The organism is Pseudomonas sp. KH_046_1 (genome assembly GCF_057839025.1).
The window spans coordinates 2,592,019-2,604,460 of record NZ_CM174481.1 but is presented as its reverse complement, the minus strand read 5'-3'; the positions used below and the strand labels follow the sequence as shown (position 1 = coordinate 2,604,460).

Annotated in this window: 11 protein-coding genes; 5 read left to right on the top strand and 6 right to left on the bottom strand. The window is 60.5% G+C overall.

All coding sequences use genetic code 11. The features are described 5' to 3' along the window. Positions 1-6: 6 nt before the first annotated feature. From AC3IT9_RS12135 to AC3IT9_RS12120, 4 genes are all read right to left on the bottom strand, one after another. Positions 7-720, bottom strand: coding sequence for an ABC transporter permease (locus AC3IT9_RS12135; protein WP_150674147.1), 714 nt, complete (start codon positions 718-720; stop codon positions 7-9). 151 nt (positions 721-871) lie between these two features. Further along, on the bottom strand, positions 872-1,654 hold the full coding sequence (locus AC3IT9_RS12130) for a transporter substrate-binding domain-containing protein (protein WP_489273206.1): 783 nt from the start codon (positions 1,652-1,654) through the stop codon (positions 872-874). 27 nt (positions 1,655-1,681) lie between these two features. After that, positions 1,682-3,685, bottom strand: coding sequence for an aminotransferase class I/II-fold pyridoxal phosphate-dependent enzyme (locus AC3IT9_RS12125; RefSeq protein ID WP_489273205.1), 2,004 nt, complete (start codon positions 3,683-3,685; stop codon positions 1,682-1,684). 157 nt (positions 3,686-3,842) lie between these two features. Next, the gene (locus AC3IT9_RS12120; RefSeq protein WP_489273204.1) at positions 3,843-5,243 is read right to left on the bottom strand and encodes an MFS transporter; all 1,401 of its coding nucleotides are present in this window, start codon (positions 5,241-5,243) and stop codon (positions 3,843-3,845) included. Positions 5,244-5,470: 227 nt separating this feature from the next. Here AC3IT9_RS12120 and AC3IT9_RS12115 point away from each other — a divergent pair, with 227 nt between their 5' ends. Next, positions 5,471-6,358, top strand: coding sequence for a LysR family transcriptional regulator (locus AC3IT9_RS12115; protein WP_489273203.1), 888 nt, complete (start codon positions 5,471-5,473; stop codon positions 6,356-6,358). A gap of 15 nt (positions 6,359-6,373) precedes the next feature. Here AC3IT9_RS12115 and AC3IT9_RS12110 read toward each other — a convergent pair whose 3' ends face one another. Continuing rightward, positions 6,374-6,826, bottom strand: coding sequence for a cupin domain-containing protein (locus AC3IT9_RS12110; RefSeq protein ID WP_489273202.1), 453 nt, complete (start codon positions 6,824-6,826; stop codon positions 6,374-6,376). Positions 6,827-7,090: 264 nt separating this feature from the next. Further along, positions 7,091-9,286, bottom strand: a complete 2,196-nt coding sequence (gene katG, locus AC3IT9_RS12105; RefSeq protein WP_489273201.1) for a catalase/peroxidase HPI — start codon at positions 9,284-9,286, stop codon at positions 7,091-7,093. Between the two features lie 309 nt (positions 9,287-9,595). Here katG and AC3IT9_RS12100 point away from each other — a divergent pair, with 309 nt between their 5' ends. From AC3IT9_RS12100 to AC3IT9_RS12085, 4 genes are all read left to right on the top strand, one after another. Next, positions 9,596-9,802, top strand: a complete 207-nt coding sequence (locus AC3IT9_RS12100; RefSeq protein ID WP_150725323.1) for a hypothetical protein — start codon at positions 9,596-9,598, stop codon at positions 9,800-9,802. Between the two features lie 251 nt (positions 9,803-10,053). Beyond that, entirely contained in the window at positions 10,054-10,551 is a 498-nt protein-coding gene (locus tag AC3IT9_RS12095) for a hypothetical protein (RefSeq protein WP_489273200.1), read from the top strand. Next, positions 10,548-11,960: a PAAR domain-containing protein gene (locus AC3IT9_RS12090; protein ID WP_489273199.1), complete on the top strand. Its 1,413-nt coding sequence runs from the start codon at positions 10,548-10,550 to the stop codon at positions 11,958-11,960. Before AC3IT9_RS12095 ends, AC3IT9_RS12090 begins: the two co-directional genes overlap by 4 nt. Further along, positions 11,957-12,346: a hypothetical protein gene (locus tag AC3IT9_RS12085; protein ID WP_150725320.1), complete on the top strand. Its 390-nt coding sequence runs from the start codon at positions 11,957-11,959 to the stop codon at positions 12,344-12,346. Before AC3IT9_RS12090 ends, AC3IT9_RS12085 begins: the two co-directional genes overlap by 4 nt. Positions 12,347-12,442 lie beyond the last annotated feature (96 nt).

The window sequence follows — 12,442 nt, the reverse complement described above, 5'->3', positions numbered from 1 at the left end:
GCCGGTTCAGTCAACAAGAGGCATCCAGCGACGAATGCGTCGCTCCAACCGTCCCGAAAGGTAGTTGGACACCAGCGTCACCGCGTAATACAGCGCCGCGGCCGTGAGGTAGAACAACAGATAGTGGCGCGTCGATCCCGCGCCTTGCTTGGCGGTGTACAGCAGCTCGTTGGTGCCGACCACGCTGATCAGCGCACTGTCCTTGATCAGGTTGATCCACAGGTTGGCCATCCCGGCCATGGCGTAAGGCGCCATGATCGGCAGCGTGACCCGGCGGAACAGACCGAAGCCGTTGAGGCCGAACGCCTTGGCCGCTTCGATCTGGCCGAAGGGAATCGCCTGGATCGCCGCGCGGAAAATCTCCGAGGCGTAGGCGCCCTGCACCAGCCCCAGCACCACGATGGCCGCCAGCGGACCGCTGACATTAACCACGCCGTAGCCGAGATGGGTCATCAACGAATTGAGGAGCATGGAGCCGACGTAGTACAGCAACAGAATCAGTAGCAATTCCGGAACCGCGCGGAACAAGGTGGTGTAGCCGCGCATCAGCGCTGCAATCGGCTTTGGCGCGCCCAGCTTGAGGCACGCCACCACCAGCCCGATGGCCAGCCCGAGCACAAAGGCCCCGGCGGAAATCTGCAGGGTCATCCAGAGCCCCTTCAACAGCGCACTGCCCCATCCCTGCTCAGTGAAATTGATCAGATCGAACATTGCCGGCATATCAGTCTCCAGTTGGCGGACACGGTCCCCTGTAGGAGCGAGCCTGCTCGCGAAAAACGTTAACGATGACGCGGTCATTCAGATGACCCGCGGCGCTTTTGCGTCCATCGCGAGCAGGCTCGCTCCTACAGGGTTTTTTGTGTGCCTGGGGTCAGAACGCAGGCTTCACGCTGGTGCCGAAGTAGCTCTGGGACAGCTCGTCATAGTCTTTGCTCGCCAGCAATTCCTGGATGGCCTTGTCGAGCTTGGCCTTGAGTTCGGTGTCGTCCTTGCGCATGCCGGCGCCCACGCCTTTGCCGAAGATCGGGTCATACGGCACGGCGCCGAGGTAGGCCAGGTCCTTGGCATCCGGGGTTTTGACAAACGCGGCCATGGCCGTGCCGTCGGCCATCATCAGGTCAATGCGCCCGGCGATCAGGTCGGCGTTGGCCGAGTCCTGGGTGTCGTAGTACTTAACGTCGGCGATTTTTTCGTAGTAGGTCTTCAGGTAGCTGGCGCTCACGGTCGAGTTCTGTACGCCGATGATCTTGCCCTTGAGATCATCCGGGTATTTCTTCACCGATGCTTCTTTCGGGCCGACGACGGCAATCACCGAGTCGTAGTAGGCCTTGCTGAAGGCGATCTGTTTTTCCCGTTCTTCGGTCACCGACATCGAGGAAAAGATCACGTCGATCTTCTTCGCCAGCAGCGACGGAATGATGCCGTCCCACGCCACTTCCTTGATCTCGCATTCGGCTTTCATTTCGCTGCACAGCTTGTGAATCAGGTCGACTTCAAAACCTTTCCACACGCCGTTGGCCTGCTTTTCGGTGTACGGCGGATAGGGTTCCGCTGCCACTGCGAACCTGATCGGCTGTGCCTGAGCAGCGCTCATGCCGGCCAGCATTACGCAGGCCGCACCGGTCAACCAGTTTGCAAAACGTCGATTTCCCATGTTGTTTTCCCGTCTTTTTATGATGAGTTAGCGAGTCTGATGAGCGTTGACGAATTGTCGGCAACGCTCGCTGCGTGGGTGTACGAACACTTCGTCCGGCGAACCGGTTTCCTCGATCAGCCCTTGATGCAAAAAGGCGACTTTGGAAGAGACATCGCGTGCGAAAGCCATTTCATGGGTCACCAGGATCATGGTCCGGCCTTCTTCGGCGAGGGAGCGGATCACCCGCAGCACTTCCCCGACCAGTTCCGGGTCGAGTGCCGAGGTGGGTTCATCGAACAGCATGACCTTGGGCCGCATGGCTAGGGCCCGGGCGATGGCCACCCGTTGTTGCTGTCCCCCGGAGAGAAACGCCGGGTACTCGTTGCGCTTGGCCGCCAGCCCGACGCGTTCGAGCAGCGCTTCGGCCCGTTCAGTGGCCTCCGCACGGCTTTCACGCAAGACCTGGGTCGGCGCTTCGATGAGGTTTTCCAGCACCGTGCGATGGGGCCAGAGGTTGAAGTTCTGGAACACCATGCCCAGGCTCGACCTTATGCGCACAAGCTGCTTGGCGTCCGACACCAGCGGTGCGCCGGGGCGATTCTGGTTAAGGTGAATGCTTTCGCCATCGACCAGGATGCGCCCTTGGTCCGGCACTTCGAGCATGTTGATGCAGCGCAGCAAGGTGCTCTTGCCCGAGCCGCTGGCACCGATCAGGGAGATCACGTCGCCCTCGCGGGCGGTCAGGGAAACGCCCTTGAGCACTTCGATATTGCCGAAGCGTTTGTGCAGGCCATCGACCTCGATCATGGTCTTGACCGCGACCGGTTCGACGGTCGCGGTGCTGGTCACCGTGCCAATCACCGGCCTCGGCGCTTCACCATTGAGTACCTGGACAAAGCCGCGAATACGCTGGCAGGCCTGGGCCAGGCGCTCGTCACTGAGGGTGAACGACAGCCGCACAAACCCTTGGGCTGGCTCACCGAATGCCGCCGCATCGAGCACCGAGACACCGGCCTCGCGCAGCAGGCGCCAGGCGAACTCCAGTGAGGTCAGACCGGTGCCGCGCACGTCCACCAGCACGAACATGCCGGCATCGGGGTTGAGCACACTGATGCCCGGGCAATCCGCCAGGCCGGACACCACCAGGTCGCGGCGCCGACGATAGATCTCGCGCATGCCGTGGGTGACTTCATCATGGGACTGCACGGCCTTGAGCGCCGCTTCCATGACAAACCCGGGCAGGCCGTACAGCATGCTCAGCACCAGGGTTTCGACATGATTGACCAGGGCTTCATTGGCCACGACCCAGCCGATGCGCCAACCGGTCATGGCATGGGATTTGGACAGGCTGCCGATCACCACGCAGCGCTCAGCCATGCCCGGCAATGCCGCCAGGCTCAGGTGTTCACGCTCGTAGGCGAGGCTCTCGTAGACCTCGTCCACCACCACCCACAGGTCATGGGCGATGGCGAGTTCGGCGATGGCTTGCAGCTCTTCGCGACCCAGTACCACGCCGGTGGGGTTGTTCGGGTTGGAGAAGAAAATCGCCCGGGTGCGCGGGGTGATGGCCTTGGCCAACACGGCGGCATCAAGGCGGAAACCCGAGTCCGCCGCGCAGGGCACCCGCACCAGCGTGGCGCCGGACGCCTTGAGCGTCGCTTCGTAGGTGACGTACATCGGATCGAAGGCAATCACTTCGTCGCCGGCACCGAGCAGGCACATCGAGGTGGCGAACAAGGCGTTCTGCGCACCGGCCGTGAGAATGACGTTGGACGCCTGCAGTTCGCGGTCGATCAGTTGACTGTAGCGGCCGGCAATGGCCTCGCGCAAGGCCTGGCGGCCGGCGATTTCGGTGTAGTGGGTATCCCCTTCACGCAGGGCGTGGATGGCGGCATCGGTAATGAAATCGGGGGTGGGGAAATCCGGGTCGCCGACGCTGAGGATGATCACGTCCTCGCCTTTGCGCTGCGCCGCACTGGCTGCGTAGTGGATATCCCAAGCGGCAACGCCTTGGCCACTGATCCGTTCAACAAAGGGTGAAAACCGCATGCCAGTGCCTCGTTCGAATTGAAGAAACGCAAGCCCGCAACCAGCCGGGGGAAGGTGGCCCCCAACATAGTCCAGACTGAACACTCGTTCAACAGAAAACTCGCGAGGCTTCGCGTTCAGCGCAAACAGGTCGTTTTCACGACAGTCGCGCCGTTTTTCAGCACGGCGCGACTAAGCGACGTGAAACGATTTTGCTGACCGCTCCCAGCACCAGAGCCACGAGAATCAGCCCCGCAGCAACCGCAAACGTCAACTGCATCCCCTGCGCGATGGCCTCAGGTTGCGCCTGCAAAATATCGTCGCTGGCTGTGCCGAAGGCGAACACTGCGCCCATCACCGAGGCGCCGGTGATCAGCCCGAGATTGCGCGACAGGCCGAGCAAACCGGAAACCACACCACGCTGCTGCGCCTCAATATCTGCCATCACGGCGGTATTGTTCGCCGCCTGGAACAGCGCATAACCGGCCGTGAGGAGCACCAGCGGCACGACGTAGCCGAGCACGCCGACGCTCATCGGCACGACGGGAAGGATGCAAGCGCCGGTCAACATGGCAATCAGCCCGACCGTGCTCGAACGCTGCGCGCCCGATCGGTCGACCAGCCGTCCGGAGGGCACACCGGCCAATGCCGCCACCAACGGGCCGGCCGACATCACCAGGCCGACACTCGCCGCACTCAACCCCAGTGCACCCGACAGATAGAACGGCCCGACCACCAGGGTGGCCATGACCACCGTAGTCACCAGGCTACTCATGGCGAACCCAGCGCTCAGCCGCGGATTACGCAACATCGCCAGTTTGACCAGCGGCGACGCGGCGGTCTGCTCGACGAGCACGAACACCATCAAGCCGATCACCGCGACCAGCAGCAGCGCCGTATTGAGCGGGCCGAAGCTACCGCGCCTAAAGGTCATTGCCAGCGCGTAAGCCAACAGGGTCAGGACCAATACCAGGGTGCCAAGTGCGTCAAAATCGGGTCGAGTGGAGGTCATCTCGTGGCGATCCACCGGCAAGAAGCGCCACGCCAGTCCCATCGCCAAAACACCCAAGGGTAGGTTCAATAGAAAAATCCCCTGCCAGCCCACCTGGGCAATCAACACGCCGCCAAGCGTCGGCCCCAGTGAGGTGCCAATTGCCGACATCGTGCCGAGCACGCCCATCGCGCTGCCCATTTTTTCCTTGGGCACCGCCCCGCTCACCAGCGCCATGGTCAGCGCCATCATGGTCGCCGCGCCGACGCCCTGTAAGGCACGAGCGGCAATCAGCAGCCACAGATTGGGCGCCAGGGCGCACAGGAGCGAGGCGACGGTGAACAGCGCAATGCCGATCAGCAGCAATCGCCGCCGCCCCAGGAGGTCGCCGAGCCGGCCGACGCTGACGATCAGCGCGGTGATGCTCAGCAAGTAGGCGAGCACCACCCACTGCACGGCCTGGAACGACGCTGAAAACGCCTCGGCCAGTGTCGGTAAACCCACGTTGGCAATGCTGGTGCCCAGGGACGACAGCAACATGGATAACGACAGGCTGGCCATGGCGCCCCGAATCGATATGGACTTCATTTTCTCGCGACTCCGCAAACAGGTTGTCCGAAGCCTAAGCCCGGCCATAACATGGCGGAAGACGCAGCATTTGCACTTTATTCATGCACTAGACGCCACATAACAGAAACCCCATGTGGGAGCGAGCCTGCTCGCGAAAGCGGTGTGTCAGACAACATCATTTTTAATGTGCCACCTTCGCGAGCAGGTCGGATCGCCGCACCGTCGCCCCCACAGGAATTGATTCCATGCCCGACCTGAACTTGCTGATCACCCTGAACGTGTTGCTCGAAGAAGGCAGCGTGGCCCGCGCCGCGCAGCGTTTGCGCCTGAGCCCCTCGGCCATGAGCCGGGCGCTGGCGCGGTTGCGCGAAACCACGGGCGATCCGCTGCTGGTGCGGGCCGGTCGCGGACTGGTTCCCACGCCCCGGGCACTGGAACTGCGTGAACGGGTCGGCGCGCTGGTGCAGGACGCCGAAGCCGTCCTGCGCCCCGCCGAGGCACTCGACCTCAATCAACTGGCACGCACCTTCACCCTGCGCACCAGCGATGGCTTCGTGGAAAATTTCGGACCGCCACTGATCGCCCGCATCCATCAGGACGCACCCGGTGTCCGCCTGAATTTCGTGCAGAAGCTGAACAAGGACAGCACCCTGCTGCGCGAGGGCTCGGTGGATCTGGAAACCGGTGTGATCGGCGAATCGACCAGCCCGGAAGTGCGGACCCGGATGCTGTTTCGCGACCGGTTCGTGGGCGTCGTGCGCAAGGGCCATCCACTGGCTCGCGGCGAGATGACAGCGGTTCGTTATGCCGCCGCCCGGCACATTCTGGTCTCGCGCCGGGGCCACGAAAAAGGCGTCATGGACGACGCCTTGAATGAGCTGGGACTGAAGCGGGACATCGCCACCATTGTCGCCGGTTTCTCTTCGGCGATTGCATTGGCACGGGCTTCAGACCTGGTCGCCAGCGTACCGCAGCGGCACGTCGGCAACCTGTGCCAGGGGATGCACTGCTTTGCCCTGCCGTTCCCCACGCCGCCCATCACGGTTTCGATGCTGTGGCACCCGCGCATGGACGCCGACCCGGCGCATCGCTGGCTGCGCGGTTGTGTGTGGGAGGTGTGCAGTGCGCAATGACCCGGTGGCCCCCGCCTACTCCTTCAGGATCAGCAGCGGCTCGCCTTTTTTCACGATGTAGGTCGCCAGTTCTGAGGCCTTGCCCTGGCCCACGTTCTTCGCCACATGGGCGACGCCTTCGGGGATGTACAACGAGTCACCGGCCTTGAGCGTTACCGGTGCGCGCCCTTCCAGTTGATACTCAAAAGTGCCGCTGATCACGTGCGCCACCTCGACACCGGGGTGAGCATGTCTAGGCGACGTCACGCCCGGTTCGAAGTCCACGAGCACCTGCAGGACTTCGCGGTTGGCGGCGCCCAGGTCTTCACGTACCAGGTCGGTGCGATGCAGGCCCTGCTGCCAGCTTTTCATCGCCGGGGCTGGCTGTGTTTCCTGGGCTTGAGAGAAGTTCGAGAGGGTGGCGAGCCCGGCGGCGGCCAGAACCAGACCAAGCTTGCCGATGGTGTGACGGGGGTGGATACGCAACATTGTCTTTCCTCCAGTTGAACCACGCCAGGCCGCGCCGAAAGTGGCGCGATGCCGGTGGTTCCATTTGAAGGCGGCCGTGTATCGCCCGGGTGTCGGGAAACGGCAGTTTTGTATGCTGGGGTAACGGCGCGCATTGCAGATACCTGCGGATACAAACCCGTATCAGCGGGTACGCCATCTGACCACCGGCATCGTGGTCAATGGCGAAGATGAAGTGACCGCGACCCGATTCCACCCGGGTCGCGGCAAGTTCAGGCTTTTTGATCACGCCAGATCGAAGCGATCCAGATTCATCACTTTTGTCCACGCAGAAACGAAGTCCTTGACGAACTTCTGCTGCGCATCGGCGGTGGCATAGAATTCGGCCAAGGCGCGCAACTGCGCATTGGAACCGAAGACCAGGTCAACCCGGGTACCCGTCCACTTCACTGCACCGGTTTTGCGATCGCGCCCTTCATACTCTTGTTGGGCATCCGACACGGGCTTCCACTCCACCCCCATATCCAGCAGGTTGGTGAAGAAGTCATTGGTCAACGCTTCCGGCCGTGAGGTGAACACACCGTGTCTGCTCTGGCCGACATTGGTGTTCAACACACGCAAGCCGCCCAGCAACACCGTCATTTCCGGCGCGCTGAGCGTCAGCAGTTGCGCCTTGTCGATCAGCAATTTTTCGGCCGGCACACGGTACTGTTGCTTCAGGTAATTGCGGAAGCCGTCGGCAATCGGTTCAAGGTAACCGAAGGAGTCGACATCGGTCTGTTCCTGGCTGGCGTCCATGCGCCCTGGCGTGAAAGGCACCGTCACGCTATGACCGGCATTTTTCGCGGCCTGTTCCACGCCCACGCCACCGGCGAGCACGATCAGGTCGGCCAGGGAGATTTTCTTGCCGCCACTGTTGAACTCGCCCTGGATGCTTTCGAGTTTTGCCAGCACGCGGGCCAATTGCTCCGGCTGGTTGGCCTCCCAGGACTTCTGCGGTGCCAGGCGCAGACGCCCGCCGTTGGCGCCGCCGCGTTTGTCAGAGCCACGGAAAGAGGAAGCCGCCGCCCAAGCTGTAGACACAAGCTGCGAGACTGACAGCCCCGAGGCCGCAATTTTGCCCTTGAGCGCGGCGACATCGCTGTCGTTGACCAGTGGATGGTCGACGGCCGGGATCGGGTCCTGCCACAGCAGCTCTTCGTTCGGCATTTCCGGGCCGAGGTAGCGTGAGAGCGGCCCCATGTCACGGTGGATCAGCTTGTACCAGGCGCGGGCAAAGGCGTCGGCCAACTGGTCTGGATTGGCCAGGAAGCGCCGCGAAATCGGCTCATAGATCGGGTCGAAGCGTAGCGACAGGTCCGTGGTCAGCATGGTCGGATCGCGCCGTCTGGACGGATCATGGGCATCCGGAATGGTGCCGGCGCCAGCGCCGTTTTTCGGCTTCCACTGGTTTGCCCCCGCCGGGCTCTTGGTCAGTTCCCATTCGTAACCGAACAGGTTCTCCAGGTAGTTGTTGCTCCACTGGGTTGGCGTGGTCGTCCAGGTCACTTCCAGGCCGCTGGAGATGGTGTCGCCACCTTTACCGGTACCGAACGTGCTCTTCCAGCCCAAGCCCTGCAGTTCGAGGCCGGCGGCTTCGGGCTCAGGTCCGACATGGTCGACAGTACCGGCACCGTGGGTTTTGCCGAAGGCGTGACCGCCCGCGATCAGCGCGACGGTTTCCTCGTCGTTCATGGCCATGCGCGCAAAGGTTTCACGGATGTCCTTGCCGGCGGCGACCGGATCGGAGTTGCCTTCAGGGCCTTCGGGGTTTACGTAGATCAGGCCCATCTGCACGGCCGCGAGTGGGGTTTCCAGATTGCGCTCTACGGGAGCTTGCCCGGCATCTTTGCCATAACGCACGTCGCCACCCAGCCACGTGCTTTCCGAGCCCCAGTACACGTCTTCGTCCGGCTCCCAGACATCCGGGCGGCCAGCGGAAAAACCAAAGGTCTTGAAGCCCATGGACTCCAGTGCAACGTTGCCGGCGAGGACGATCAGGTCGGCCCAGGAGACTTTATTGCCGTACTTTTGCTTGATCGGCCAAAGCAGCCGACGGGCCTTGTCGAGGCTGACGTTGTCCGGCCAGCTGTTGAGCGGTGCAAAGCGTTGCTGGCCGGAACCGGCGCCGCCCCGGCCGTCACCGGTGCGATAGGTGCCTGCGGCGTGCCAGGACATGCGGATAAAAAAAGGCCCATAGTGACCGAAGTCCGCCGGCCACCAGTCCTGGGAATCGGTCATCAGCGCAGTCAGGTCTTTTTTCAGCGCCTGGAAGTCCAGGCTCTTGAAGGCTTCGGCGTAGTTGAAGTCGCCCCCCAACGGGTCAGACTTGGGCGAGTGTTGACTCAAGATCTTCAGGTTCAGTTGGTTCGGCCACCAGTCGCGGTTCGTCGTGCCACCGCCAGCGGCGTTATTGAACGGGCATTTCGATTCAGTTGACATGGCATCTCCTCTTGATTTTGTTTTCAGCTAACCATCCTTAAGCGTGGATCCGGATCACCGATTGAAGAAATAGCTTTTCGGTATGGGATCCATAGCCTTAAGGCTATGACGGCCCAGTGATCAGTCGCTCCAGAACATCCATTAAAGTACCGGTCCGGGAAACTGTCGCTCCATCTGGGGAGATAGCTGATAAACAGTTCAAATCAGCAAGGAAATGCAAGATCATGAACACCTGCCACAATGGATGGGTAGCCTTTGCTGCAAGGACGCTGGTGATCGTAAGAATTGTTTGCCGCGAGAGGTTTCGCCATGCTCCTCAAAGCCATTGTCATCTGGTCACTGCTGTCGATCATCATCGCCGCCGTGTTCTGTCGCCTGATGCATAACGCCAAGGTCGCCGACCGGGCGCTCAAGATCGCCAAGCCGGATCATCAGCCTCATGAACGAAATGTTGGCAATACTTCCATGACCCCGGACAAAAGTGGCGGCGACGATTCGGATTGCCACCCGGCCTGAGCCATTCAGGGCGTTCCCGTACTCAATAAAAAAACCGGCTATTCACACAGTCTGTGTAACTACCCTTGTAGGAAATGGGTTGTTTGTTATTGCGAAAATTCCTATTCGTTCATTTTGGCTATGCCATTGGATTGCGTTCAGCAAGCGTCCCACCGTCTTATTCGTCGTCGCCCAATATTCTCTCTGCTCAGCGCATTTGCCGAGATGAGAAGGAAAGGCAACTCAAACCGATGACGATAAGGACGTTGCAAATGAATGCACCTGTGCACCCCTTGTATACCAACGAAGTTTCTCCTGAGTTTCTCTGCAGTCTTGACGCCCCCCATTTCACAGAAGAGCGGCTTGCGCACTTTTGTGACGAAGCTCTGGCAGTTGTTCGCCAGGGGCAGGCATACATGGAAGTTCATCCCGCTCACGCCATTTACCGAATCGCAACCGAGGGCAGTCAAACCCGCAATGGCGGGGTGATCAAGCAGGGAGTTGCTCCCTTGGAGTTCACATTAGAGAGCGGCCAGAAAGTACGTGCAGCACAGAAAGACGATTACGTCGTGTACGCCGATGGGCGTACGGCACAGATCGTGACGGGCGCGGGACAAGAAAATAGCGATGTGGCGCTGGTCGGCAGCCGCCTCTGCAATGGCGACGAGGTCATCAACACCTTACAAGGCGGTTTTTTGTTAGTGGGGCGTGAAGGTGTAGCGATGGCCGAGGATTTTCTGCCCTCCATCCAGCAGGAAGAACATCAATGAACGAAGGATATTTCATTGGCCTGCATGACAAGACCACCTGTGGCGGCAAAGTCCTGGATGGTCATACCGGAGTCATGATGTACGGCATCGCCCATGCCCGCGAAGGTGATCGGGTCACCTGTGGCAAGGACGGCAAGACTTACAAGATCGTCGGTGGCATTTCCTACATGATCAGTCATGGCAAAGCCGTGGCGGGCACGCTGGACAGCCACAGCGATTGCCCCTGCAAGGCCCGGCTGATCCCCTCGGTGGTCACGGCGACCTATCGCAGCGCCAATTCTGCACCGCGAACGGTCAGGGGCGCCGCGCAACCCGTTTCCAGTGCTGCCACCAGTCAACCGGCCGCGCCACGTCAGCCTGGTTTCGCCCCTTCGAACCCACCGGCGCCTGCGATATTCGCCCGCGCGGAACCTCAAGAACCGGGCTTCTATGTGGTGCCCAAAAGCATGACCCGCGAAGCCCTGGAGGCCACGCTGTTCGCCACGCCCGATGCCGCCGTGATGCGCAAGTTTCGAGCGCTCAATCCTGCGCGAGGCGATATCAAGGCCGGTTCGCTGATCGTACTGAGCGATCCGAACAACACCTCCTGCACCTATCAGGAAGCGCAACTGATGCAGGCCGCTCAACAGGTCAAATTGGCACTCGATCCCCTGACGCCGGAAGAAGCCGAGTTCATGCACCGCCACGCGGCTGAAATCGCCAGTTTTTCCGGCCAATCCTCGACTTGGCTTGGCGTGAGCGCGGTGGTGATGGAAAAACACCTGGCCCGACTGCGCGACACCCTGCAAGCCATGGAACGCCTGCATCAGGACAGCTATCGTCAGCACGGCCATCTCAAATCACCGCAGTTTTTCGCCGAACGCCAGCGTCTGCTCGCCCAGCTGGACGCCCACCTGCTGAACTCCACTCGCCTGCGTGGCCAGACGACCTTGGGCGATCATCCCAAGCTGAAGACGGCGCTCGGCATTTCCAGTCGTAGCTTGGTGCACCACTGGAATAAGGCTGGGGCACCGGGGCAGATACCGGGGTATGCAACCCATGTGGAGACAACCAGTCGAGCTGCCAAGTACATGAGCACCGGTGGTTACATCGGCATTGGTATTGGCGGGGTTTCTTCGCTGCTGGCTATTCAGGAGGTTTGTGTTGGTGACTCTGGAACTGCGTGCGAGAAGGTCAGGTTCACTGAGGGTGGCAAGTTCATTGGATCGACAGGTTTAGGGTATTTGGGAGGAGAATTGGCACATGTTGCCAGTCCCACCATCTGCGCCGCGCTTGGCGTGACTACAGCTATAGGTGGTGTTGTCTGTGTCGCGGCCGTAGTTGGGATTGGCGCGCTGGTGGGAACGAAAGTCGGTGGTATGGGGGGCGAATTCACAGCTGACAAAATTTTCGAAGCCACACAGCCATGATCAGTATCGAAACTTGGTCTCCCTGGGCTGCGATCATTGTTGTTGGTGGCCCAATCCTGCTGTGTTATGTGAGTTTCTTTTACAGTCTGTACCTCAGCCGCCGTCACCTGGATCGCTTTCTGCAAGCCTTGAACGGTAGTCGCCAAATCGTGATTAGCGCCACAGGACTAGCGCAGAGCGGATGGTTAAGTCGGCTTTTGTTAGTCGCAAAGATCACGTTCATGGTGATGTGGCCTGGTCCAGGACTTCGTGCAGGAGATCTTGATGTTGATGATATCCGCAACTTTCCTGTGGACCTGAAACGCTTGCTAAAGGTTAAGGCCATCCTGACGTGTGTCATTTTGATTTGGGGAGCGCTTGCATTCGCGCTGGTGAAATTCAAGTAATTATGTGCATCGATTCCAGATTGAAGACGGCCCTCGGCATTTCCAGTCGAAGCCTGGTGCACCACTGATAAAAGGCTGGTGCACCAGGAAAGATAA